Source organism: Ruegeria sp. CDSA246 (assembly GCF_059611225.1).
In genome coordinates, this window is sequence record NZ_JBXWPD010000006.1 from 242,383 (window position 1) to 264,476 (window position 22,094).

The 22,094-nt window shown below is 57.4% G+C and carries 25 protein-coding genes; 11 read left to right on the forward strand and 14 right to left on the reverse strand.

The window, feature by feature from the left end:
* The first annotated feature begins 74 nt into the window (after nucleotides 1–74).
* Nucleotides 75–416, forward strand: coding sequence for a DOPA 4,5-dioxygenase family protein (locus AC2FI9_RS09975; protein ID WP_496767278.1), 342 nt, complete (start codon nucleotides 75–77; stop codon nucleotides 414–416).
* On the opposite strand, the gene AC2FI9_RS09980 is transcribed toward AC2FI9_RS09975, so the two are convergent.
* Entirely contained in the window at nucleotides 413–2,041 is a 1,629-nt protein-coding gene (locus AC2FI9_RS09980; RefSeq protein ID WP_496767280.1) for an acyl-CoA synthetase, read from the reverse strand. The two genes, AC2FI9_RS09975 and AC2FI9_RS09980, sit on opposite strands and share 4 nt — an antisense overlap.
* Nucleotides 2,042–2,260: 219 nt before the next feature.
* On the opposite strand from AC2FI9_RS09980, the gene AC2FI9_RS09985 reads away from it, so the two are divergent.
* From AC2FI9_RS09985 to AC2FI9_RS09995, 3 genes are all read left to right on the forward strand, one after another.
* Entirely contained in the window at nucleotides 2,261–3,652 is a 1,392-nt protein-coding gene (locus AC2FI9_RS09985) for an aminotransferase family protein (RefSeq protein ID WP_496767314.1), read from the forward strand.
* 161 nt (nucleotides 3,653–3,813) lie between these two features.
* Entirely contained in the window at nucleotides 3,814–4,275 is a 462-nt protein-coding gene (locus AC2FI9_RS09990; RefSeq protein WP_496767282.1) for a hypothetical protein, read from the forward strand.
* A 174-nt stretch (nucleotides 4,276–4,449) separates the two neighbouring features.
* Nucleotides 4,450–5,268, forward strand: a complete 819-nt coding sequence (locus AC2FI9_RS09995) for a DUF2189 domain-containing protein (RefSeq protein ID WP_496767283.1) — start codon at nucleotides 4,450–4,452, stop codon at nucleotides 5,266–5,268.
* Nucleotides 5,269–5,399: 131 nt separating this feature from the next.
* Here the strand turns inward: AC2FI9_RS09995 and rplT are convergent, their stop codons facing one another.
* From rplT to pyk, 5 genes are all read right to left on the reverse strand, one after another.
* Entirely contained in the window at nucleotides 5,400–5,765 is a 366-nt protein-coding gene (rplT, locus tag AC2FI9_RS10000) for a 50S ribosomal protein L20 (protein ID WP_058273348.1), read from the reverse strand.
* A 14-nt stretch (nucleotides 5,766–5,779) separates the two neighbouring features.
* On the reverse strand, nucleotides 5,780–5,980 hold the full coding sequence (rpmI, locus tag AC2FI9_RS10005) for a 50S ribosomal protein L35 (protein ID WP_010443552.1): 201 nt from the start codon (nucleotides 5,978–5,980) through the stop codon (nucleotides 5,780–5,782).
* A 182-nt stretch (nucleotides 5,981–6,162) separates the two neighbouring features.
* Nucleotides 6,163–7,713: an alanine/glycine:cation symporter family protein gene (locus tag AC2FI9_RS10010; protein ID WP_496767285.1), complete on the reverse strand. Its 1,551-nt coding sequence runs from the start codon at nucleotides 7,711–7,713 to the stop codon at nucleotides 6,163–6,165.
* Between the two features lie 14 nt (nucleotides 7,714–7,727).
* Entirely contained in the window at nucleotides 7,728–8,165 is a 438-nt protein-coding gene (locus tag AC2FI9_RS10015; RefSeq protein WP_058273350.1) for a universal stress protein, read from the reverse strand.
* A 245-nt stretch (nucleotides 8,166–8,410) separates the two neighbouring features.
* Nucleotides 8,411–9,856, reverse strand: coding sequence for a pyruvate kinase (gene pyk, locus AC2FI9_RS10020; protein ID WP_108861341.1), 1,446 nt, complete (start codon nucleotides 9,854–9,856; stop codon nucleotides 8,411–8,413).
* A gap of 132 nt (nucleotides 9,857–9,988) precedes the next feature.
* Between pyk and AC2FI9_RS10025 the strand changes: the two genes are divergently transcribed.
* From AC2FI9_RS10025 to AC2FI9_RS10035, 3 genes are all read left to right on the forward strand, one after another.
* Nucleotides 9,989–10,726, forward strand: a complete 738-nt coding sequence (locus AC2FI9_RS10025; protein WP_496767287.1) for an N-formylglutamate amidohydrolase — start codon at nucleotides 9,989–9,991, stop codon at nucleotides 10,724–10,726.
* 65 nt (nucleotides 10,727–10,791) lie between these two features.
* On the forward strand, nucleotides 10,792–11,031 hold the full coding sequence (locus AC2FI9_RS10030) for a DUF6868 family protein (protein ID WP_108861343.1): 240 nt from the start codon (nucleotides 10,792–10,794) through the stop codon (nucleotides 11,029–11,031).
* Between the two features lie 77 nt (nucleotides 11,032–11,108).
* Nucleotides 11,109–11,423: a DUF1244 domain-containing protein gene (locus AC2FI9_RS10035; protein ID WP_496767290.1), complete on the forward strand. Its 315-nt coding sequence runs from the start codon at nucleotides 11,109–11,111 to the stop codon at nucleotides 11,421–11,423.
* Nucleotides 11,424–11,466: 43 nt separating this feature from the next.
* On the opposite strand, the gene AC2FI9_RS10040 is transcribed toward AC2FI9_RS10035, so the two are convergent.
* The 3 genes from AC2FI9_RS10040 to dgcN form a co-directional block, all read right to left on the reverse strand.
* Nucleotides 11,467–12,327 (reverse strand): D-amino-acid transaminase, encoded by an 861-nt coding sequence (locus tag AC2FI9_RS10040; protein WP_496726996.1) that lies wholly within the window; start codon nucleotides 12,325–12,327, stop codon nucleotides 11,467–11,469.
* Between the two features lie 11 nt (nucleotides 12,328–12,338).
* Nucleotides 12,339–13,304, reverse strand: a complete 966-nt coding sequence (gene dgcA / locus AC2FI9_RS10045) for an N-acetyl-D-Glu racemase DgcA (protein ID WP_496726995.1) — start codon at nucleotides 13,302–13,304, stop codon at nucleotides 12,339–12,341.
* 74 nt (nucleotides 13,305–13,378) lie between these two features.
* On the reverse strand, nucleotides 13,379–14,380 hold the full coding sequence (gene dgcN, locus AC2FI9_RS10050; protein WP_108861347.1) for an N-acetyltransferase DgcN: 1,002 nt from the start codon (nucleotides 14,378–14,380) through the stop codon (nucleotides 13,379–13,381).
* Nucleotides 14,381–14,675: 295 nt separating this feature from the next.
* On the opposite strand from dgcN, the gene AC2FI9_RS10055 reads away from it, so the two are divergent.
* Complete coding sequence (locus AC2FI9_RS10055) at nucleotides 14,676–15,635, forward strand: L-malyl-CoA/beta-methylmalyl-CoA lyase (protein ID WP_496726994.1); 960 nt, start codon at nucleotides 14,676–14,678, stop codon at nucleotides 15,633–15,635.
* 41 nt (nucleotides 15,636–15,676) lie between these two features.
* Here AC2FI9_RS10055 and AC2FI9_RS10060 read toward each other — a convergent pair whose 3' ends face one another.
* Both AC2FI9_RS10060 and AC2FI9_RS10065 read right to left on the reverse strand, forming a co-directional pair.
* Nucleotides 15,677–16,252, reverse strand: a complete 576-nt coding sequence (locus AC2FI9_RS10060; RefSeq protein WP_109312215.1) for a PA14 domain-containing protein — start codon at nucleotides 16,250–16,252, stop codon at nucleotides 15,677–15,679.
* A gap of 115 nt (nucleotides 16,253–16,367) precedes the next feature.
* On the reverse strand, nucleotides 16,368–16,820 hold the full coding sequence (locus tag AC2FI9_RS10065) for an Lrp/AsnC family transcriptional regulator (protein ID WP_058273360.1): 453 nt from the start codon (nucleotides 16,818–16,820) through the stop codon (nucleotides 16,368–16,370).
* Nucleotides 16,821–16,893: 73 nt separating this feature from the next.
* Between AC2FI9_RS10065 and AC2FI9_RS10070 the strand changes: the two genes are divergently transcribed.
* From AC2FI9_RS10070 to AC2FI9_RS10080, 3 genes are all read left to right on the forward strand, one after another.
* On the forward strand, nucleotides 16,894–17,490 hold the full coding sequence (locus tag AC2FI9_RS10070; RefSeq protein WP_496767292.1) for a LysE family translocator: 597 nt from the start codon (nucleotides 16,894–16,896) through the stop codon (nucleotides 17,488–17,490).
* A 236-nt stretch (nucleotides 17,491–17,726) separates the two neighbouring features.
* Nucleotides 17,727–18,410 carry a hypothetical protein gene (locus AC2FI9_RS10075; protein ID WP_496726992.1) on the forward strand — a complete coding sequence of 228 codons (684 nt, stop codon included), beginning with the start codon at nucleotides 17,727–17,729 and terminating at the stop codon, nucleotides 18,408–18,410.
* 101 nt (nucleotides 18,411–18,511) lie between these two features.
* Nucleotides 18,512–19,474, forward strand: a complete 963-nt coding sequence (locus tag AC2FI9_RS10080; RefSeq protein WP_108861352.1) for an acetyl-CoA carboxylase carboxyltransferase subunit alpha — start codon at nucleotides 18,512–18,514, stop codon at nucleotides 19,472–19,474.
* Between the two features lie 4 nt (nucleotides 19,475–19,478).
* Here AC2FI9_RS10080 and AC2FI9_RS10085 read toward each other — a convergent pair whose 3' ends face one another.
* The 3 genes from AC2FI9_RS10085 to AC2FI9_RS10095 all read right to left on the reverse strand — a co-directional run bounded on the left by AC2FI9_RS10085 (nucleotide 19,479) and on the right by AC2FI9_RS10095 (nucleotide 22,091).
* Nucleotides 19,479–20,606: a lytic murein transglycosylase gene (locus AC2FI9_RS10085; protein ID WP_496767294.1), complete on the reverse strand. Its 1,128-nt coding sequence runs from the start codon at nucleotides 20,604–20,606 to the stop codon at nucleotides 19,479–19,481.
* Between the two features lie 111 nt (nucleotides 20,607–20,717).
* Nucleotides 20,718–21,365 carry a GntR family transcriptional regulator gene (locus AC2FI9_RS10090; RefSeq protein ID WP_496767296.1) on the reverse strand — a complete coding sequence of 216 codons (648 nt, stop codon included), beginning with the start codon at nucleotides 21,363–21,365 and terminating at the stop codon, nucleotides 20,718–20,720.
* Nucleotides 21,366–21,395: 30 nt separating this feature from the next.
* On the reverse strand, nucleotides 21,396–22,091 hold the full coding sequence (locus tag AC2FI9_RS10095) for a M48 family metallopeptidase (protein ID WP_496767298.1): 696 nt from the start codon (nucleotides 22,089–22,091) through the stop codon (nucleotides 21,396–21,398).
* Between the last annotated feature and the right edge of the window lie 3 nt (nucleotides 22,092–22,094).

Below are 22,094 nucleotides of genomic sequence, written 5' to 3' on the forward strand. Positions count from 1 at the left end.
GCCTGTGTGACGGCGCAAGTGGCAATACCAATTGCAGCGCCGTACCTTGTTCGAAACGTATGCAAGAGGCCCCAATGTCAGAGATCACCGGCTATCACGCCCATGTCTATTACGACGCAAATACGCAAGCCATTGCCCAGCAGGTCTGTGAAGAGGTCGCCGATCTGTTTCCAGTGCAGATGGGGCGCATGCATGCCAAAAATGTAGGCCCCCACCCGCGATGGAGCTGCCAGTTGGGCTTTGACCCGGACGCGTTCGATCAAGTCATGCCTTGGCTAATGCTGAACCGACAGGGCCTGACCATCTTCACCCACCCCGAAACCGGCGACCATCTGGCGGATCATCGGGACCGGGCCATCTGGATGGGTGAAATGCTGGATCTTGATCTGTCGATCTTTGACAAGGTGGGCACTTAAGTCACCGCCTTTGCCTGATCCCGCAATTTGAACTTTTGGATCTTGCCAGTCGAGGTCTTGGGTAAAGGTCCAAACACCACCGTTTTGGGGGCCTTAAAATGGGCCATGTTTTCCCGACAGAAGCCGATGATATCAGCCTCACTCGCCTGCGCGTTTGGCTTAAGTTCGATGAATGCACAGGGCGTTTCGCCCCATTTGTCATCCGGGCGCGCAACCACGGCGGCCTCCATCACCGCCGGGTGCTTGTAAAGGATATCCTCAACCTCGACGGATGAGATATTCTCACCCCCCGAAATGATGATGTCTTTCGACCGGTCCTTAAGCGCGATGTAACCGTCCGGATGCATCACCCCCAGATCGCCAGAGGCAAACCATCCACCCCGGAACGCCTTATCTGTGGCTTCGGCGTTCTTGAGGTAGCCTTTCATAACGACGTTTCCTTGCATGAAAATCTCACCCATCGTCTCACCATCAGCAGGCACAGGTTCCAACGTGTCCGGGTCCGCAACCATCAGCCCCGACAGAGCCGTATAGCGCACACCCTGACGGACCTTCAGCGCGGCGCGGTCTTCGGCCCCCTTGTCGTTCCATTCATCCTTCCAGGCACAGACCACTGACGGGCCATAAGTCTCGGTCAATCCATAGACATGGGTAACTTCGACGCCCATGTTTTCCATGCTTTCGATCACCGCAGCGGGTGGCGGCGCGCCAGCGGTCATCACTTTGATCTCATGATCGAAATCCTTGAGGTGATCAGGCGCATTGGCAAGCATGTTCAGAACGATCGGCGCGCCGCAGAAATGCGTGACTTTCTCATCCCGGAACGCCGCATAAATCGGTTCGTCCCGCACGGCCCGCAGGCAGACGGAAACCCCCGCATTGGCGGCCATCGCCCAGGGGAAACACCAGCCGTTGCAGTGGAACATCGGCAGGGTCCACAAATAGACCGAGTGCTTTGGCATGTTCCAGTCCAGCAGGTCCGACTGCGCGTTCAGCGCGGCCCCTCTGTGGTGGTACACGACGCCCTTGGGATTGCCTGTTGTCCCCGAGGTATAGTTCAGCGTGATCGCGTCCCACTCATCCTTGGGAAGCGACCAGTTGAATTCAGGGTCGCCCTCGTCCAGCAAGGCGTCATAGGTCAGGCCGCCCAGCTTCTCACCACCGTCAAAGCTCGGGTCCTCGATATCGACGATCAGTACATCGTGATCCACCTGTTTCAGCGCCTCTTTGACCACGCCTGAGAACTCGGGATCGACCAGAAGGACCTTGGATTCCGCGTGGTTCAGTATGAAGGCAATGATCGGTGCGTCCAATCGAGTGTTGATGGCATTCAGAACAGCACCTGCCATCGGCACGCCAAAATGCGCCTCATACATTTCCGGAATGTTGGCGGCGATGATAGAAACAGTGTCGCCCGTACTGATTCCACGTGCCGACAATGCGCCTGCCAAACGACGACAGCGGGCATAGGTTTCAGCCCATGTATAGCGGCGCGCGCCGAATACCACCGAAGGGTAATCCGGATAAATCTGCGCCGTCCGCTCGATAAAACTCAGCGGTGACAGCGGAGTATAGTTTGCCCGGCACTTGTCCAAATGACGCTCGTAGATGCTGGCCTGTGTCATTTACTAACCCTCCCTCGTCCATTTCGGCGAATTGAGCACAAAGTTGATCCTCTGACAAACCCGTAAAAATACGGCGCGGCCATGGACTGGAATTACGGGATGGTGCAATCTGGCCCTATCTCCGACAGAGCTTTCGCGGTGATCTGAGCCATCGAAACACAAAGCCGGGAAAGCCCATTTTTGGCAACCCGCGCCCCAGTCATTCTGAAAGGACATGTCATGGACGGCACGTTCAACGAAAACGATCTCTCCCACGTGGTCGAGGCCGACCGCGCCCATATCTGGCACCACCTGCTGCAGCATAAGCCATTGGAAACCAATGATCCGAAGATCATTGTCGAAGGCAAAGGCATGCGCGTCTGGGACCAGAATGGCAAAGAACACCTTGATGCTGTGTCCGGCGGCGTCTGGACCGTAAACGTCGGCTATGGCCGCGAATCGATTTGTAAGGCGGTTCATGACCAGCTGATGAAGCTGTGCTATTTCGCCAATACCGCAGGGTCTATTCCCGGTTCGATCTTTGCTAAAATGCTGATTGAAAAAATGCCGGGCATGAGCCGGGTCTACTACACCAACTCCGGCTCTGAGGCGAACGAGAAGGTGTTCAAGATGGTTCGCCAGATCGCGCACAAGCGCTACGGCGGCAAGAAAACTAAGATTCTGTACCGTGACCGCGACTATCACGGCTCGACGCTGGCAACCATGTCTGCAGGCGGTCAGGACGAGCGTACGGCGCAGTACGGCCCCTTCGCGCCCGATTTCGTCCGCGTTCCCCACTGCATGGAATACCGCAAGCACGAGCTGGACGGCGCGCCTGAAGAAAACTTTGGCGTCTGGGCCGCGGATCAGATCGAAGAAGTGATCCTGCGCGAAGGTCCCGAAACCGTTGGCGCCCTGTGTCTTGAGCCTGTGACCGCAGGTGGTGGCGTCATCGAAGCGCCCGAAGGGTATTGGGAACGCGTGCAGGAAATCTGCAAAAAGTACGACATCTTGCTGCATATCGACGAAGTTGTCTGCGGCGTGGGCCGTACCGGCACCTGGTTCGGTTATCAGCAGTACGGCATCAAGCCGGACTTCGTGACCATGGCCAAAGGCGTTGCCTCAGGTTATGCGGCGATTGCCGTGATGGTCACCACCGAGGAAGTCTTTGACATGTTCAAGGACGACATGTCGGACCCGATGAGCTATTTCCGCGACATCTCGACCTTTGGTGGCTGCACCGCCGGTCCAGCTGCGGCAATCGAAAACATGCGCATCATCGAAGACGAGAACCTGTTGCAGAACTGCACCGACATGGGCAACCGGATGCTGGGCAACCTGCAGGCGCTGATGGAAAAGCACGAAGTTATCGGCGACGTGCGCGGCAAGGGCCTGTTCCTGGGTGCTGAACTGGTCGCAGATCGTGCCACCAAAGAGCCGATGGACGAGAAAAAGGTTCAGGCGGTCGTTGCCGACTGTATGGCGCAGGGCGTCATCATCGGTGCCACCAACCGTTCGATCCCCAGCCGCAACAACACGCTGTGCTTCTCGCCTGCACTGATTGCAACCGCAGACGACATCGACCAGATCACCGACGCGGTCGACGGCGCACTGGGTCGTGTATTCGGCTGAACCTAACTGAATACATCTGCCACCACTCACGCAATCACGGCAGATGAACTTAAACCGGCGCGCCACCCGCGCCGGTTTTTTGTGTTTACGCATATGGGTTTGTCAAATGCGTCTACTCCAGTACCCTGTAGTTATTACACCCCATGCAGGAGACGTGTCCAATGGTACTCAAGCTCATCCGAAGCCTCGCCGCCGTGGCCACCCTTGCGGTCACCACCCCTTCCAGCGCTGATGAAGGCAGCGGCTTTCCCCAGATCGTCGGCACCTGGCACGGCACCTATCTGGTGGCCTTCGCCAAATCGAACCCAAATCACGGGAAAGGTCTGCTGAAAACCGAGATGGAGCTGGAAGTCACCAAACTGGACGGCAATCTCATCACTGCCACCAACCGCTGGCGGCGTATCGGCGATGAAGAGTGGGTCGTAGAAGAAGCTATGGGCACTTTCAGTCTGGACGACCCCACCCGCTTTGTTCTGGCCGAGGCTGGGATTTCGGGCGAAGACGTCTCGGCGGGGATTTTCAACGGGGTCTACCTGGATGACGTGATCATGGTCACCTATGCCGGTCCGGGAACCGGCGTGGCGTTTGCGGCGCAGTTGGTGAAGAAAGACCCAAACAAATAGGCTTATGGCTCCGTTGAAATTAGCAAAACTCGCCAGCCAAAGTTTGGCCGCCATCCTTACTCTTGCCGTTATGCCGCCACTGATGCAGACTTGTTTCAGGAAGGATGTCTGCTTAACCGCATAGCAAGTTGGCAGACCACCCAGCGCGACACCATTCTTTGAGAGGAGTGTGTCATGGCATCCAAAACTACAGGGTCCACACCACCGGACAACATGACGCCGCAACATGCGGCCATGCCCCAAATCAACAAGGTAACTACAGGTGATGTCACCGAGTCGCTGAAGGCAGGGTTTTCCGACTTTCTGGCGCGCCCCTTCATGAGTGGGTTCTTCGGCCTGTTCTATGCGGTTTTCGGAATCCTGATGGTTTGGAGTCTGGTCTGGCTTGGAAAGATCTGGATGATCATTCCCGCCATTGTTGGATTCCCGCTGGTCGCGCCTTTCGCTGCCGCCGGGCTCTACGAAATGTCCCGTCGGTTGCAGAACGGAGAGAGGTTCGGCTGGTCAGAAATCCTGACTGTGATGGCCAATCAGCGCAAACGCGAAATGGGATGGATGGCCTTTGTCACCCTGTTCATTTTCTGGGTTTGGATTTACCAGATCCGGCTTTGGCTTGCGATCACCCTGCAAAACGCATCATTTTCGGATTTTGAAGGGTTCTTGAATACCGTATTCTTCACACCTCAGGGCTGGGCTTTCCTTGCCATTGGCACCTGCGTCGGCGCATTTCTGTCGGCGGTCCTTTTTTCGGTCACCGTCATTGCCATGCCCATGTTGCTTGACCGGGAAACCAATTTTGTTTCCGCCATGTTGACTTCTTTGCGCGTCGTCGCGGAAAGCCCGGGTGTCATGCTCACTTGGGCTGCGATCATCTCGGTTACCATGCTGTTGTCGCTGGTTCCGGCATTTCTGGGCCTGATCTTCACCCTGCCGATCCTTGGCCACGCCACGTGGCATCTTTATCAACGGGCGGTACCACCAGCGCAGGAATAATCTATCCGAGCATCACCATGGACGTTATGCGCTTTAGTTTACCGAAGTGTTGCTGAGTTCACTTTCGGCTATCACTGAAAAAGGCCGCCCCAAACGGGACGGCCCTTCATTCACTGTCTCTCGAAAGAGGATCAAGCAGCCAGAGCGGCCTGAGCTTTGGCGACGATCGTGCCGAACGCTTCCGGTTCGTGCACGGCCAGGTCGGCCAGAACTTTACGATCCACTTCGATTCCGGCCAGGGTCAGGCCGTTGATGAAGCGGGAATATGTCAGTGCTTCGTCATGCGAACGGACAGCAGCGTTGATACGCTGGATCCACAGCGCGCGGAAGTTGCGCTTGCGGTTCTTACGGTCGCGGGTTGCATACTGGTTCGCCTTGTCGACGGCCTGACGGGCAACCTTGAAGGTGCTCTTGCGGCGGCCATAGTAACCTTTGGCGGCCTTGATAACCTTCTTGTGACGGGCGTGAGTTACGGTTCCACCTTTAACGCGGGACATCTCTTAATCTCCTCTTAGCGGTCGTAGGGCATGTAGCCCTTGACGATCTTGGCGTCGGGGGCGGACAGGGTGGTGTTGCCACGGGCGTCGCGGATGAACTTTTTAGTCCGCTTGATCATGCCGTGACGTTTGCCGGCTTGGCCAGCAAGGACCTTACCGGTCGCAGTCACCTTAAAGCGCTTTTTGGCGCTCGACTTTGTCTTCATCTTAGGCATTTCCGTCTCCTTTCGGGGTTCGGTTTCAGACGCGACTCGGCATGCCATCTCGGCCGGTCACGCGATCAGAAGCGCCGTTTACGCAAGTTCGGTCATACTGGCAAGGGGTTTTGGACCAGAATCTGCGCTTTTTACAGCCTGATCAGGCACCGGGGCGACCAAGGTCGCCCCGATGGTTTGATTTAGTGTTCGAATTTGCGGATTTCGCCGGTCTTCAGTCGGCTCGCATAGCTGGCCAGTTCTTCACGTACCACTTTCATCAGGAAGTAGAGTGCAAAGACGTTCACGACCGCCATCGCAAAGATCGCCGCGTCCGAGAAGTCGATGACCGGACCAAGATTGGCCGCAGCCCCGATGATAACGAAAATGCAGAAGATGACCTTGAAGATCAGTTCCTTGGTGTGGCCTTCCCCGAACAGGTAGGTCCAGGCCTTGAGGCCATAGTAGGACCAGCTGATCATGGTCGAGAAGGCAAACAAGACCACCGCAATCGCCAGTACATATGGGAACCAGCTGAAGGCACTACCAAAGGCAGCAGAGGTCAGGCTGACGCCCGAGTTGCCGTCCACAGTTGCAATGGCATTACCCGCTTCGTTCAGCATATATTTGCCGGTTTCCGGATCGACGATCAGCTGCTGGGTGATGATGATCACCAGCGCCGTCATCGTACAGATCACGACCGTGTCGATGAACGGCTCAAGCAGCGAGACAAAGCCTTCGGTGATCGGCTCTTTGGTCCGAACAGCCGAGTGCGCAATCGCCGCAGAACCCACGCCCGCTTCGTTCGAAAACGCGGCACGCCGGAAGCCCTGGATCAGTGCCCCGACCATACCACCAGCGACGCCGAGGCCGGTGAAGGCACCTGCGAAAATCTGGCCGAACGCCCAGCCGATTTGATCAGCATTCATGATGATAATCACCAATGCCGCGGCCACATATAGGATGCCCATGAACGGAACGACCTTTTCGGTCACCCGTGCGATGGATTTCAGGCCGCCCACAATGACAAGGAACACGATGATTGCAAAGACAACCCCTGTGATCCATCCGGGATAGTCGCCCGTGATGCCCGCGATCTGTTGGTGCGCCTGATTGGCCTGGAACATATTGCCCCCGCCCAGCGCGCCCAGAATACAGAAGATCGAGAACAGGACGGCCAGAATCTTGCCTCCAGGCAGACCCAGCTCGTCAAAACCCTTGGACATATAGTACATTGGACCGCCGGAAACGGTGCCATCCTCGTATTCGTTGCGGTATTTCACGCCCAACGTACATTCGGTGAATTTCGACGCCATGCCCAGAAGGCCCGCGACAATCATCCAGAAGGTGGCACCCGGTCCGCCAATCCCTACGGCAACCGCCACACCGGCAATGTTGCCAAGTCCGACAGTACCCGACAGTGCCGTGGCCAGAGCCTGAAAGTGGCTGACCTCACCCGCGTCATTGGGATCGGAGTAGTCGCCTTTCACAAGGCTGATCGCGTGGCCAAAGAACCGCAGCTGCACAAAGGCAAAGTACAGCGTGAAAACAGTCGCCGCGACGACCAGCCAACCCACGATCCACGGGAAACTGGTTCCCGGAAACGGCGCAAAAATAAAGCTGACAAATGGCCCGGTAAAATCGGCAAATGCCTGATTGATCTTGTCGTCCAGCCCGGGCGCCTCTTGCGCCATCGCAGGAGCGGCGATCAGGGCGGCGACTACAGCCAGCCAGAGATGTTTCAACATAGTCATTCTCATCCCTCCCGTCAGTTCACAACAGTGACTGGCACATCGGCGTGCATGACCAGATTTTGGGTCGAGCTGCCAAACAAGCGTTTCTTGAATCCATCGGCCGAGGCGCGCCCGACGATGATCTGCGAACCGCCATTCTCGACGGTGATTGCGTTCAGAGTTTCGGCCACGTCGCCATGACGCACGATGCCCTGCACTGTGTAACCATCTGCGGTCAGAGCCTCGACAGCCGGGGTAACAATCCGGTTCGTCGCAAGTTCGATTTCTTCTTCACGCCGCTTGTGCCGCAATGCGTTCTCTTCTGGGGTTTGAAAAGTAAATGGGGACCATTCGATGACATAAACAACCAGCAATTCACACGTGCCAATTCGGCCAGCCAGATCCTTGGCAAAGGCGATGGCGCGTTCTCCGGTTTCTGTCCCGTCCAGTCCAATGACAATTTTCGTTGTCATGACGTTCCTCCAATAATTTTGGTTATGCCGGGACCCGTGCCCCCGGCAGGGCAGCCGGAACCTGGAACTTATTAAGTGGACCGCCCATGCGCCCGAGTATCCCGGAAAAACCCCAAAAAACAGAGAGTTATCTTATGGGCGCAAGCAATAATTCGCTATATTGTTGAAATTGTTGTTACTTTTCCGCCTAAAATTTAGGCGTATCGGTTTGATACTATGTTTCGCCGAGCCCGGCATTGCTGTCATCAGCCGGGATCGGTGTTATAGATCAGCCGTTCATCACAGGGTGCGATGCGCAAAATATTGGTCGTTCCCGGTACGTTGAAAGGCACGCCAGCAGTCACCACGATCTGATCGGCTTCGGATGCGAACCCACCGGCACGGGCCGCACGGGCCGCGTTGACGACAGCGCCTTTGAACCGCTCAAGCTCGGGCGTCATCACGCAATGACAGCCCCAGCTCAGACACAGACGCCGCGCGGTTCCCGTGGCAGGCGTCATCGCGATGATCGGAACGCCTGGACGTTCGCGGGCGGTCAGCAGCGCGGTGGTGCCGCTTTGGGTAAAACAGCAAATCGCCTTGATATCTGTTTTTTCTGCAATCTCGCGCGCGGCAGCAACGATTCCATCGGCAATAGTGGTCCCCTTTGCCGTCCGGGACGCTGCGATAATCTGCGTGTAGGTCGGGTCCGCTTCGACCTCGATCGCAACCTTGTTCATGGTTTGCACGGCCTCGATTGGGTACGTACCCGCAGCGGATTCCGCGCTGAGCATGATCGCATCCGTGCCTTCGTAGATTGCTGTCGCCACGTCCGAAACTTCGGCCCGGGTTGGCATCGGGCTTTCGATCATGCTTTCCAGCATCTGAGTGGCCACGATCACGGGCTTAGCCGCCCCACGGCATTTGCGTACCAGTCGTTTCTGGATCGGGGGCACCGCCGACACAGGAAGCTCAACACCCAGATCGCCGCGCGCGACCATGATCCCGTCAGAGGCATCCAGAATGTCGTCGAATGCCTCGACCGCTGCAGGCTTTTCGATCTTGGACAGGATCGAGGCGCGACCGTCGGCCAGCGCGCGCGCTTCAAACACATCCTTGGCACGCTGCACAAAGCTCAGTGCCAGCCAATCCACACCCAGTTGGCAGACGAATTCCAGGTCGTCGCGATCCTTGGCCGACAAGGCGGCCAGCGGCAGCACCACATCAGGAACGTTCACACCTTTGCGGTTCGAGATCGTACCGCCGACCTCAACGGTGCAATTAGCGAAATCCTGGCCACAGTCCTGCACGGTCAGGCGGATTTTGCCGTCGTTGACCAGAAGGCGCGCACCCGGCTCCAACGCGGCAAAAATCTCGGGATGCGGCAGGCAAACGCGGTTGATATCTCCGGGCGCAGGGTCCAAGTCCAGACGGAAGGCCGCGCCTTCTTCAAGTTCTTCTGCGTCGTTGGCGAACACCCCGACACGCAACTTGGGTCCTTGAAGGTCAGCCAGAATTGCGATTGGCCTGTCCAGATCTTTTTCAATCTGTCGGATGATCCGGTGGCGTTCGCGGATCTCATCATGGCTGCCGTGACTCATATTCAGGCGGAAGACGTCTGCGCCTGCCTCGTACAGCGCGCGGATCATGTCATAGTCATTTGACGCCGGTCCCAGCGTCGCCACGATTTTCACATTTCTCAGGCGTCGCATTGGTCTGGCTCTCCTAACGTCTTCTCTTGATTCTGCGCAAATGTTACCGCAAACATTGCTCCGCCTGCTTATTGCGCAATTCCCTTTTCAAAGCAACTGCCCTAAACCTGCGACAAACTAGATGACAGGCTTATGACGTATTCCCCGTTTTTTATCCACGGCGCGGATCGGCCCTCGCGCTGGCTGATCACATGCGACCACGCATCCAACTTGGTTCCGCCCGAAATCCACGGTGGCGATCTTGGCCTACCTCGTGAAGATATGGAACGCCACATCGCTTATGATGTAGGTGCCTACGAGGTGTCAAAACATCTGAGTGAGCTTTTGAATGCACCCGTGATCGCGGCCAATTTTTCCCGCCTCGTGATTGATCCGAACCGCGGCGAAGATGATCCGACCCTGTTGATGAAGCTCTATGACGGGTCGATCATTCCCGGCAACCGGCACGCCGATGCGGCAGAACGAGAGCGGCGGTTGAACATGTGCTATCGCCCGTATCATGACGCGCTGGCGCAGATGGCCGCGTTGCCGCATGCGGTGATCGTGTCGATGCACTCGTTCACGCGGCAATTAAGGGGTCGTGATCCCCGCCCGTGGCATATTGGGGTTTTGCATACTCCGGACGAACGGTTCTCGGGCCCGTTGATCAACCGTCTAGAGGCCGAGGGTGACCTTTGCGTCGGCGTTAATGAACCCTATACCGGCGTGCTGCCCGGTGATGCCATTGACAAACACTGTACCAGTTTTGGTCGCCCCAACGCACTGATCGAGCTGCGCAATGACCTGATTGCCGAACACGCGGGACAGCGAGAATGGGCCGAGCGGCTAGCCCCTATCCTGCAGGACGCACTGGGCGAAAGCGGGTTGTGACAAATGCCCTCACGTCATTGTGAGAACCCGCCCCAGACCCCATATTATTGGGAAAGGAGGCCACAATGACTCAGGAGTTTCTGACGTCCGTCTTTGGCTGGATGGCTGTGCTTAACATCGCGGTTCTGCTGTTCACCACAGTGATGATCTTGCTGTTGCAGGATTGGATCGCAGGCATCCACGGCAAGATGTTCCAGATGGAGCGCCCCGCAGTGAAACGGGCATATTTCCGGTATCTGGCCAACTACAAGATTTTGACACTGATCTTCTGCATCACTCCTTGGCTGGCATTGAAACTGGCCTGATACGCTGATCGTTGAAACATCGCCCTTTGGCCGCTAGGTCATTTACAGCACGTATTTCTGTCATCCGGAGCCAGACCATGCACAAGCAAACCGAAATAGAACTTCAGGCAGCCGCATTCCGTCGCTTGCAACAGCATCTGATGGAGGACCGCACCGATGTGCAGAACATCGACATGATGAATCTGGCCGGGTTCTGCCGCAACTGCCTGTCGCGATGGTATCAGGAAGCCGCCAATGAAAAAGGCATCGAGATGGGCAAGGATGAAGCCCGTCAAATTTTCTATGGCATGACCATGGATGAATGGAAAGCCAACTACCAGACCGACGCCAGCCCGGAGAAGCAGGCCGCCTTCAAGGTCGCGTTCGAAGAGAATGTGACGAATAAGGGCTGACGCCCAAAACGAAAGAGGCCCGCCAACCTGGCGGGCCTTTTGTTTAGATTGCGACCTTGCGGCTTTCGTCCAGATAAATCTCTCGCAAACGCTTGGCGATTGGCCCCGGCGTACCGTCGCCCAGCGTAACCCCGTCAATCTCAACCACGGGCATGACAAACGCACTGGCCGAAGTTGTAAAAGCCTCATCCGCTTCCTTCGCCTCATCAATGGTGAACAGGCGTTCTTCCACTTCCATCTGCGCCTCGGCGGCCATACGCAGGACGGCCTTGCGGGTGATGCCGTGCAGAATGTCGTTCGAAAGCGGGCGGGTGACGATCTTGCCGTCCTTTACGTAGTAGGCGTTGTTGCTGGTGCCTTCGGTCACATAACCGTCCTCAATCAACCACGCATCGTCACAGCCTGCCTTCTTGGCCATCATCTTGCCCATCGACGGGTACAGCAGCTGAACGGTCTTGATGTCGCGGCGGCCCCAGCGGATGTCTTCGATCGAGATGATCTTGGCGCCCTTCTTGGCGGCTGGGCTATCGGCCAAGCCGGGCTTGTTTTGAGTGAACAGCACAAGGCTGGGCTTGGTATCTGCGGGCGGGAATACAAAATCGCGGTCGCCATCCGAACCGCGGCTGACCTGCAGATAGACCAGCCCTTCTTCGATGCCGTTCAGCTCTACCAGCTTGCGATGAATTTCCAGCAACTCATCCTTTGTGCAGGGCTCAGCCATCTCCAGCTCATCCAGAGACCGTTTGAGGCGTACTGCGTGACCTTCGAAATCGATCAGCTTTCCATCCAGAACACTGGTGACCTCATAGACAGCATCTGCAAACAGAAAACCACGGTCAAAGATGGATACTTTGGCCTCGGTCTCAGGCAGATATTCGCCATTTACATAAACGGTGCGGGTCATGTCTTGTCTCCTCAGCCCCAGAGGTCCGCTTTGGGCGGGTGCACTCCGGCATCATCAAAAATCAGCGGGTTGTCGCGGTCTTCGGCCAGCAGAAGCGGGCCGTCAAGGTCTGTTACCATTGCGCCCTGTGCCAACAGTGTCGCAGGTGCCATAGCCAAAGAGCTTCCGACCATGCATCCGACCATCACGCGATAGCCTTCAGCAAGCGCCTGTTCCCGCAGGGCCAGCGCCTCTGTCAGGCCGCCCGTTTTGTCGAGCTTGATGTTGACCACATCGTACTTGCCCTTGAGTGCAGGCAGGCTTGTGCGATCATGACAGGACTCATCGGCACACACCGGCACGGGGCGCTCCATCCCGATCAGCGCGTCATCTTCACCGGCGGGCAAAGGCTGCTCGACCAGGGCCACACCCAATCGCACCAGATGCGGGGCAAGGTCCGCGTAAACACCAGCGGACCAGCCTTCGTTTGCATCGACGATGATCGTGGCATCTGGTGCACCTGCGCGCACGGCCTCCAGCCGGGGCATGTCATCCGGCGTTCCCAGCTTGATCTTCAACAAGGGCCGATGCGCGTTGACGGCAGCCTGTGCCTGCATCTTTTCCGGCGTATCGAGCGACAGTGTATACGCAGTGATCTCTGGTCCCGGAACTGGCAGCCCGGCCAGATCCCAGGCGCGCTTTCCGGCGCGTTTTGCCTCCAGATCCCAAAGGGCGCAGTCCACCGCATTCCGCGCCGCGCCTGCAGGCAAAAGGTCCATCAGGCTGTCGCGGGTAAATTCAGCAGGCAAAGCTGCGATCTCGGCCTCGACCGAATCCAGCGTTTCATCATACCTGGCATAGGGCACGCATTCGCCCCACCCCTGATGGGTACCGTCAGAAATCCGAACCGTCAGCACCCTGGCCTCGGTCCGAGACCCACGCGAGATCGTAAAAACCTGCGCCAGCCGAAACATGTCACGAGAAACTTCTACCTGCACGCGCCAGCTCCTTCATCTTTTTCAAAATACTCTCGCCGAAGGCGGACAAGCCCGCCTCCGACGCGCCGCTTAGATCACAGTGCGGCCAGCGCATCCACCAGCTTACCCGAACCAAAGCGGAACGGGTCAGTCGCAGGCAGGCCCATTTCCGCCTCAACCTTGGCCAGGTATGCGGTGGCGTCCTCTTCGGACATATGCTGGGTGTTAACCGAAACCCCAACGACCTCACATGCCGGATTCGCGACCTTTGCCAGTGCCAGCGCCGTGTCGCGCAACGCTTCCAGTGTCGGCAACTGATAGGTCGGCAGCCCGCGCATATGCTCTCGGGTCGGTTCGTGGCTCAGGATCAGCGCATCGGGCTGGCCGCCGTGGATCAGCGCCATGGTCACACCGGAATAAGACACGTGGAACAGCGACCCCTGCCCTTCGATCAGATCCCAGTGGTCATCATCATTGTCAGGTGTCAGCCATTCGACCGAACCCGCCATGAAATCCGCGATGACCGCGTCCAATGGCACGCCGTCCCCGGTGATCAGGATGCCGGTCTGACCGGTTGCGCGGAAGGTCGACTTCATGCCGCGCTCGCGCATTTCGGCATCCATTGCCATCGCAGTATACATCTTACCGACCGAGCAATCGGTGCCAACGGCCAGGCAGCGCTTACCTTTGCGCTTGATACCATTTGCAATCGGATACTCGACCGATGGCACACGAACATCGTGCAGCTTGCGGCCAGTGGCCTCGGCAACGGCAACCAGATCGGGTTCGTCACACAACAGGTTGTGCAGGCCCGAGGCGAGGTCAAATCCTTCCTCGAGCGCCATCACCAGAACTTTCTTCCATTCCTGGCTGATCACGCCGCCCCGGTTGGCCACGCCGATGACCAGCGTCTTGGCGCCGGCTTCTTTCGCTTCGGTCAGGGACATGTCGGTCAGGCCCAAATCAGCCTTACAACCTTCCATACGGTACTGGCCGACGGCATTTTCAGGACGCCAGTCCTTAATGCCAACTGCCACTTTGGCCGCCAATTGGTCGGGCGCATCGCCCAAAAACAGCAGGTACGGTGTCTCGATCATTGCGGTTCACTCCTTTGATTCTGGCGCAATCTAGGGGACGATTTCCACGAGTGTTTCGCGTTTTCGCCTGACAACGCCCCGTCACGTGGGAAATTTTTGCGCCATTCCTTTAAGTAGCGCACTAATCTTTCAAGTTTTTAAAGCGATTAAACTTTAATCGCTGTTTTGACCCAGTATTGCGGCAATTGCTGCGATTGCATTGCCGCACCTGCACAAAGATGCTTGCTATGGCTTGCGCAATTTAATACCCCATGAGGCAAGAAAATCGTAATTTCCTTTCTCGCACGAGGTCCAGATGAGCTTTCGCATCCAACCCGCCGCCCCCGCGCGCCCCAACCGTTGCCAGTTGTTCGGACCGGGATCAAACACCAAGCTGTTCCCGAAAATGGCCGCGTCGGCCGCTGACGTAATCAACCTCGACCTTGAGGACTCGGTCGCGCCGTCGGACAAGGACGCCGCGCGCGCAAATGTAATCGAAGCGCTGAACACCGTCGATTGGGGCAACAAATACATGTCCGTGCGCATCAACGGGCTGGACACACCCTATTGGTACCGCGATGTGGTGGACCTGCTGGAACAAGCCGGCGACCGGCTGGATCAGATCATGATCCCCAAGGTCGGCTGCGCGGCAGATGTCTACGCCGTTGACGCGCTGGTCACCGCCATCGAGCGCGCCAAGGGCCGCACAAAGCCCGTCAGCTTTGAGGTGATCATCGAATCCGCAGCTGGCGTTGCCCATGTCGAAGAGATCGCGGCCTCGTCTCCGCGCATGCAAGCGATGAGCCTGGGTGCAGCAGATTTTGCAGCCTCGATGGGGATGCAGACCACCGGTATCGGCGGCACGCAAGAAAACTATTACATGCTGCGCGAAGGCGAAAAGCATTGGTCCGATCCGTGGCATTGGGCGCAGGCTGCCATTGTTGCGGCATGCCGGACACATGGCGTTCTGCCCGTGGACGGACCCTTTGGCGACTTCTCAGACGACGAAGGTTACATCGCGCAAGCGAAACGTTCGGCTACCTTGGGCATGGTTGGTAAATGGGCGATCCACCCCAAGCAGATCGCGTTGGCCAACCTGGTCTTCACCCCGTCGGACGAAGCCGTGTCCGAGGCACGCGAAATCCTGGCTGCGATGGAGCAGGCCAAAGCCAATGGCGAAGGCGCAACCGTTTACAAAGGCCGTCTGGTCGACATCGCCTCGATCAAACAGGCCGAGGTGATCGTGGCGCAGGCCGAATTGATCGCCGCGAGCTGATCTAATTGAATAAGGCGCCCTTAGGGGCGCCTTATTGGGGCCTACCGGCCAAAGACGTCGTTAGGCGTCCATGTAAAACGCTCACCCTTTTTTCCTGACTTCATCATCAGGCAAGATGTACCGAGCTTCTGAAAATAGATTATCTTCAGCGGATACCAACCCGCCTTCGGCACCTCTACTTCGGTTCGTTGATTGGCCTCACACCCCTGAATACTATTGACTTTGCCGATCTGCTGCCCGCCGACCCAGGCATCGATCCCATCGTTTGACCATGTCTCCAACTCGTATACCCCCGGTGAGTCAAAGCGCATGTAACCGGTGATTTCTGCGGCGACATTATAGTGGTGGTCGAATGTCAAAACATCCTCGCCTTCGTTTGTATCCCTATAATCCAAACCGATCAGCGGCTGCCCCGGCTGAGCCTTAGGCAGCAACTGCTTGGCATGAGTGAGGTTGCGGATTTTGCGCTGAGTACCAGTTCCCACATATTTTACATTCAATCCCGCTTTTGGACTGGGTTGCGGACTGGCGGGCTGCAATTTGAGCGGCGCGGCCACTGCTGAACTGGCGATAAACGCCGCAGCTGCTATCAGCGCTCCAATGCGAACAAATTTCATTATCTTCTCCCTGTGTGTGGCCTGTTGGGGTTGTTCCCCTTCGATCAGGTCCTTGAGAAGACACTAGGCTGTGAAAATTCACCCGGCAAGCCGGTTGAAGATCACAATTCCAACGTCAGGCGCGCATATCCTTGGGTGAATCCATCACCACATAAGACGTGATCGACGTCACATGCGGCAGTGTTCCCAGAACTTCGGTGTGGAATGTCTTGTAGGAAGGCAAGTCCGCGCATTCCACGCGCAACAGGTATTCGATGGTCCCCGTGATATTGTGGCATTCGACCACTTCCGGCACACGTTGTAGGGCGCGTTCGAACCCTTCCTGTGCAGCTTTGGTATGTTCTCCCAGCCCAACGCCGATATAGGCGACAAATCCGACGCCAATCTCGGATGGGTTCAGGACTGCGCGGTAACCCGAGATTACACCCGAACGCTCCAGCTCCTGCACGCGGCGCAGGCAGGCAGAAGGAGACAGCCCCACCCGGTCGGCCAGATCCAGATTACTGATGCGGCCGTCTTGTGATAGCTCTCGCAATATTTGCTGATTTATGTGGTCAATTTTCGCCATTGATTGCGATATTAGTGAGATCACGCATTAAAACGCAATTTCATTTGTTCAGTTTGCAGCAATTATCCAACTCATGACCTACGATATCCTTCTGGCCTTGATCGCCTTTGCTTTTGTCTCGTCCATTACGCCTGGACCCAACAACCTGATGCTGATGGCGTCAGGGGCTAATTTCGGATTTCGCAAAAGCATCCCGCACATGCTGGGGATCGGGCTTGGGTTTACCTTCATGGTGCTATTGGTCGGCACCGGCCTCGTGCAGCTGTTCGACAGATATCCGATCAGCTATACGGTGCTGAAATTCGCCTCTGTTGCGTATCTTCTGTTCCTTGCTTGGAAAATCGCGCATGCCGCCCCGGCTAAGGGGCAAAACACGACAGGCACGCCGATGACGTTCCGGCAGGCGGCAGCCTTTCAGTGGGTCAACCCCAAGGCCTGGGCCATGGCCTTGACAGCCACAACTGCCTACACACCGGATCAGACCCTTCAGGCCATCGTTGTCGTGGCTCTTGTATTCGGAGCGGTCAACCTGCCCTCGGTCAGCACATGGACCGTTTTGGGTCAGCAAATGGCGCGCATCCTGACGAACCCACGCCGGCTGATGGTGTTCAACTGGACAATGGCGGCTTTGCTCGTCGGCTCGCTCTACCCTGTTCTATACCCGAACTGAGCAATTTCAGCGCCAGGTCTTCAGCCTGATTATCATGAACGTGGGCCAAAACACGCAGAACGCTGTCTTCATAACGGGTCGTCATCAGCATCCTTTCTATTTGCCCGCCTAGGGATGCATATTCTGCGGCCACATATCTTGCTGAATTCAAATCGGAATACACAGGTAAGAATGTTACACTGGGCGTATAACTCACGAGACCAATAGATTTTTCAACATGGTAAATGAGGACCAATATGAACAATCCATCTCGCCCGCTCCGCCAAATTCTGTTTGCCGCCATCCTTGCCGCAATACCGGCTATTGCGCAGGCCGATGACGTCCAGACACAAACCATGATTTCTGAACGTGTCAGCCAGCATAACCCGGCGCCCGAAGCCTATATCAAGGATCGCCCAATCCTGGGTTGGCAGCTGACCAGCGATGACTTCGACGCCATCCCCGACGCGATACGCGAAAACCTCGGTTCGGTTGATGGCACCAGTTACGATCAGGCTTACCTGACCGAGAACACCGGCTCGATCATTGCGCTGCAGTTCCGCAAGGATGGCCCAGACTTCTACATCATCGGCAAAAGCACGTTTGACGAGGCCTACGAGCTGGTTTCGCTGGACAGTGTTGCCGCCAAGAATACGCGCCTGATCGAACGGCTGGACATGGCCCCTGAGGTCAAGGCGATGTTCGAAGATCAGGCGCCCGGCATTGTTGGCGCGCTCAAGACAACACCGGTTGATATGCTGCGCCTGTCTGATCTGGGATATGCAAAAAGCGATGCTCTGACCATTCAGGCCCCATGGGGCGAACAGACCAAACCCGAAGGCGCAGACGCATTTCTGGTCTGGGACAGCGGCGAGAACCAGTACTACATGGTGAACGCTGACGACGACGGCCTTCCGACCAGCTACGTACCTGTGAAGTGACCCATACCGGCGCGGCCCTTGATCGGGGCGCGCTTTACCTTGTGTTGCATTCCTCTGACAGCAAGTTCATATAGCAATGAACTTCCGCGTTGAGAGGCGTCATGACCCAGTATCTGGATTTCGAAAAACCCCTGGCCGAGATCGAAGGCAAGGCCGAGGAACTGCGCGCGCTGGCCCGTGCCAACGAAGAGATGGACGTGGCCGAAGAAGCCGCTGCGCTGGACGCCAAGGCTGCCAAGCTGCTGGACGAGCTTTACGGTGACCTCACTCCGTGGCGAAAATGTCAGGTCGCGCGTCACCCTGAACGCCCCCATTGCCAGGATTACGTGGCAGAACTGTTTACCGAATTCACACCGCTAGCGGGTGATCGCAACTTTGCTGACGATCTGGCTGTGATCGGTGGCCTGGCCCGTTTCGACGACCAGCCCGTCATGGTGATCGGGCACGAAAAAGGCTCGGACACCAAATCTCGGATCGAACGGAATTTCGGCATGGCCCGCCCTGAAGGTTATCGCAAGGCCGTACGCCTGATGGAAATGGCTGGACGTTTCGGTCTGCCCGTCATCACTCTGATCGACACGGCCGGTGCATATCCGGGCAAAGGTGCCGAGGAACGCGGCCAGTCCGAGGCCATCGCGCGGTCGACCGAAATGTGCTTGAAGATCGGCGTGCCTTTGGTGTCTGTGATCATCGGCGAAGGTGGTTCAGGCGGCGCAGTAGCGTTTGCCACGGCAAACCGGGTCGCGATGCTGGAACATTCGGTCTATTCGGTAATCTCACCTGAAGGCTGTGCGTCGATCCTGTGGAAGGATTCGGAAAAGATGCGTGAGGCCGCCGAAGCGCTACGGCTGACTGCTCAAGACCTGCAAAAGCTGGGCGTCTGTGATCACATCATCACCGAACCCAAGGGCGGCGCGCATCGCGACCGCGCCGCAACGGTCGACTCTGTACGAGGTGCCATTGCTGCTATGCTGAAAGAACTGGATGGCAAGGATGCGGCAGCCCTGATCAAGGACCGCCGCCAAAAATTCCTGGATATCGGCTCGAAAGGGCTGGCGGCGTAATCCGTCAGCCGCCGAGCTGACGCAACAAAGCCGCTGAAGGTTCACCGGTTACGGCCAAACCACTGGCGCGTTGATACGCGCTGATGGCGGATTTCGTATTGTTGCCGATAACCCCATCCGCGCCCTGGGTGTCGTACCCTGCGGATGTCAGTCGGCGCTGCAGCTCTTTGCGATCCTCAAGCGTCAACCCGGTCGCATCGGGCCCGAACGAGGCCTGAAACGGCGCGCCACCGGCGATCCGGTCCGACAGATGCCCAACGCCGATCGCGTAGCTGTCCGAGTTGTTATAGCGCTTGATCACCTGGAAGTTGCGGAACACCGCAATCCGCGGCCCCGGCGTTTGCGGCTGCAACACCGCCACAGGCGTTCCCGAAACAGTACCTGCTTCGCCCCCCCAAGGCTGTCCGCGTACCCAGCCAGCGCGCGCCAGATATGCGGCGGTCGAGGCCAAAGAGTCCGTGGGATCCTCAGACCAGATATCCCGACGACCATCACCGGTAAAATCCACCGCGTAGGCCAAATAAGAGGTCGGGATGAACTGCGTGTGCCCCATCGCCCCGGCCCAACTGCCGGTCATGTTCGCGGGCGATGTATCGCCCTCTTGAATGATCTTCAGAGCGGCTATCAATTGCTTTTCAAAAAACGCACCGCGACGCCCGTCATAGGCCAAGGTTGAAACCGCTGATACCACCGGCACATCCCCGCGGCGGGCTCCATACCGGCTTTCCAAGCCCCATACGGCCACGACAACCTCTTTGTCGACGCCGTATTTTGCCTCGATCGCTGACAGGGTTCCGGCATGGCGTACCAGCATCTGTTTGCCGGTTGCGATCCGTTCATCCGACGCAGCAATCGCCAGGTAGTCTTCGAGTGAGCGCTTGAATTCGACCTGATTGCGGTCCCGTTCGATCACATCCGGCAGATACCCTGCCCCCTGAAAGGCCCGGTTGATGGTGGTCTGAGAAATGCCTTGCGAGGCCGCGCGCGACTTGAACCCGGCAACCCAGGCGTCCCACCCTGCGTTGGGGACGGCCCGCATCCGCGTTGCCGGGGCGCTGGTTGGCGCGCCACCCGAACAGGCGGCCAAAAAGGTTGACCCAAGTCCAACTGAAAATAGGCGTCGATTGATCATGTCTGAAATCTGCTCTTGTTGTGATTTGGGTCAGAGTATCGCAGACCAAGTGCGCAAGCTAGTTCTGCGGTGCCTGGAAAAGGCAACCCGATCACTTCGGCGACAAGCCGCTCAACTGACCAGCATGCGCAGCCCCTGCGTCACATCTGAACGTACGGCCAGCCGCAATCCGGGCTCATCCCCCGCCTTCAACGCGGCGATGATCAGCTTGTGATAATGCGGCGGCTCTGTCCGCCGCAACCGCCCGTAAAGCGCGCGCATCGTCGGCCCCAACTGAAGCCACACGGTTTCCACAATGGCCAGCATCGCCGGAGCCTGAGCGCGCAGATACAGCGTGCGATGGAATTCCAGGTTTGATCGGATGTAACCGACGGCATCCCGTTTCGTGACCATTTCCGCGACGGTCATGTTGATGCTCTGCAACCGGTCTATCAGCGCCATGTGCGCACGGGGCAATGCACGGCTGGCCAGCTCGACTTCTAGCAGTGCACGCAGGGCTGCCAGCTCTTCGATACGGTCATTGGTCAGCTCGGGCGTGGACACCCGACCCGAAGAAGACAGAAACAACGCCCCTTCGGCCACCAGCCGCCGCACCGCTTCACGCGCAGGCGTCATTGAGACATCAAATTCCTTGCCGATGCCGCGCAGGGTCAACGCCTGCCCGGGCGCTATGTCGCCGTGCATGATACGCGAGCGCAGGGCTCGATAGACCAGATCATGAGCTGCAGGTTGGGTTTCGGTTTGGCGAGCGCTTAACATAACCCCATGTGATCACAAATTGCCGCGCGGTCAACTCGTCGCGCCATCAAATCTGTACTGATGAAGCTGCGCCCCGTTGTCGCGCAGCCAGCGCCTTTGGGCTTTGCAGTCACCAAACAGACGCTCGACCTGCGCCCAGAACGCGGGGGAATGGTTCATTTCGTCCAGATGCGCAACCTCATGTGCGGCGACATAATGAAGGATGTCCGATGGCGCGAGGATCAGGCGCCACGAAAACATCAGGCCACCAGCGGAACTGCACGATCCCCAACGAGACCGCGTATCGCGCAAGGTCAGGCTGGAATAAGGACGGCCCAGCATAGCCGCATAATCGTCGCAAGCCTCGGTCAGGCGATCCCGCGCCAGTTCCTTTAGGAACCGTGCCAATCGCCGGGCTTCGGCCCCTTTGGGGACTGCAACCTCTGCGTCCCGCAGCAGAACGCGTCGGCCCTCTGCCAGTACGATTCGCCTATCTTTGCCTTCTATAGGGATTGATTGTCCGAATCCTACGGCTGATGGGTTGGGTCGGTCCTCAAGATGCTGACGGATCCAGTCTTCCTTGACCTTGGCGAAATTCAGCGCCTCGGCTTCAGCCACACCTTTAGGGTAGGTTAGTGTAACCCGCCCATCCAATTGAGAAATCCGCAGGCTGATACGCCGCGCCCTGGCTGATTTGCGCAGCGTTAGCGGCACCGGCGGTTTTCCGGGCAATGCGTGATCCCCCATGTG

Bases quoted from the DNA above. Each gene is read 5' to 3' on its own strand.
- AC2FI9_RS09975 (WP_496767278.1), top strand. From the start codon at position 75: ATGTCAGAGATCACCGGCTATCACGCCCATGTCTATTACGACGCAAAT.
- AC2FI9_RS09980 (WP_496767280.1), bottom strand. From the start codon at position 2,041: ATGACACAGGCCAGCATCTACGAGCGTCATTTGGACAAGTGCCGGGCA.
- AC2FI9_RS09985 (WP_496767314.1), top strand. From the start codon at position 2,261: ATGGACGGCACGTTCAACGAAAACGATCTCTCCCACGTGGTCGAGGCC.
- AC2FI9_RS09990 (WP_496767282.1), top strand. From the start codon at position 3,814: ATGGTACTCAAGCTCATCCGAAGCCTCGCCGCCGTGGCCACCCTTGCG.
- AC2FI9_RS09995 (WP_496767283.1), top strand. From the start codon at position 4,450: ATGGCATCCAAAACTACAGGGTCCACACCACCGGACAACATGACGCCG.
- rplT (WP_058273348.1), bottom strand. From the start codon at position 5,765: ATGTCCCGCGTTAAAGGTGGAACCGTAACTCACGCCCGTCACAAGAAG.
- rpmI (WP_010443552.1), bottom strand. From the start codon at position 5,980: ATGCCTAAGATGAAGACAAAGTCGAGCGCCAAAAAGCGCTTTAAGGTG.
- AC2FI9_RS10010 (WP_496767285.1), bottom strand. From the start codon at position 7,713: ATGACTATGTTGAAACATCTCTGGCTGGCTGTAGTCGCCGCCCTGATC.
- AC2FI9_RS10015 (WP_058273350.1), bottom strand. From the start codon at position 8,165: ATGACAACGAAAATTGTCATTGGACTGGACGGGACAGAAACCGGAGAA.
- pyk (WP_108861341.1), bottom strand. From the start codon at position 9,856: ATGCGACGCCTGAGAAATGTGAAAATCGTGGCGACGCTGGGACCGGCG.
- AC2FI9_RS10025 (WP_496767287.1), top strand. From the start codon at position 9,989: ATGACGTATTCCCCGTTTTTTATCCACGGCGCGGATCGGCCCTCGCGC.
- AC2FI9_RS10030 (WP_108861343.1), top strand. From the start codon at position 10,792: ATGACTCAGGAGTTTCTGACGTCCGTCTTTGGCTGGATGGCTGTGCTT.
- AC2FI9_RS10035 (WP_496767290.1), top strand. From the start codon at position 11,109: ATGCACAAGCAAACCGAAATAGAACTTCAGGCAGCCGCATTCCGTCGC.
- AC2FI9_RS10040 (WP_496726996.1), bottom strand. From the start codon at position 12,327: ATGACCCGCACCGTTTATGTAAATGGCGAATATCTGCCTGAGACCGAG.
- dgcN (WP_108861347.1), bottom strand. From the start codon at position 14,380: ATGATCGAGACACCGTACCTGCTGTTTTTGGGCGATGCGCCCGACCAA.
- AC2FI9_RS10055 (WP_496726994.1), top strand. From the start codon at position 14,676: ATGAGCTTTCGCATCCAACCCGCCGCCCCCGCGCGCCCCAACCGTTGC.
- AC2FI9_RS10060 (WP_109312215.1), bottom strand. From the start codon at position 16,252: ATGAAATTTGTTCGCATTGGAGCGCTGATAGCAGCTGCGGCGTTTATC.
- AC2FI9_RS10065 (WP_058273360.1), bottom strand. From the start codon at position 16,820: ATGGCGAAAATTGACCACATAAATCAGCAAATATTGCGAGAGCTATCA.
- AC2FI9_RS10070 (WP_496767292.1), top strand. From the start codon at position 16,894: ATGACCTACGATATCCTTCTGGCCTTGATCGCCTTTGCTTTTGTCTCG.
- AC2FI9_RS10075 (WP_496726992.1), top strand. From the start codon at position 17,727: ATGAACAATCCATCTCGCCCGCTCCGCCAAATTCTGTTTGCCGCCATC.
- AC2FI9_RS10080 (WP_108861352.1), top strand. From the start codon at position 18,512: ATGACCCAGTATCTGGATTTCGAAAAACCCCTGGCCGAGATCGAAGGC.
- AC2FI9_RS10085 (WP_496767294.1), bottom strand. From the start codon at position 20,606: ATGATCAATCGACGCCTATTTTCAGTTGGACTTGGGTCAACCTTTTTG.
- AC2FI9_RS10090 (WP_496767296.1), bottom strand. From the start codon at position 21,365: ATGTTAAGCGCTCGCCAAACCGAAACCCAACCTGCAGCTCATGATCTG.
- AC2FI9_RS10095 (WP_496767298.1), bottom strand. From the start codon at position 22,091: ATGGGGGATCACGCATTGCCCGGAAAACCGCCGGTGCCGCTAACGCTG.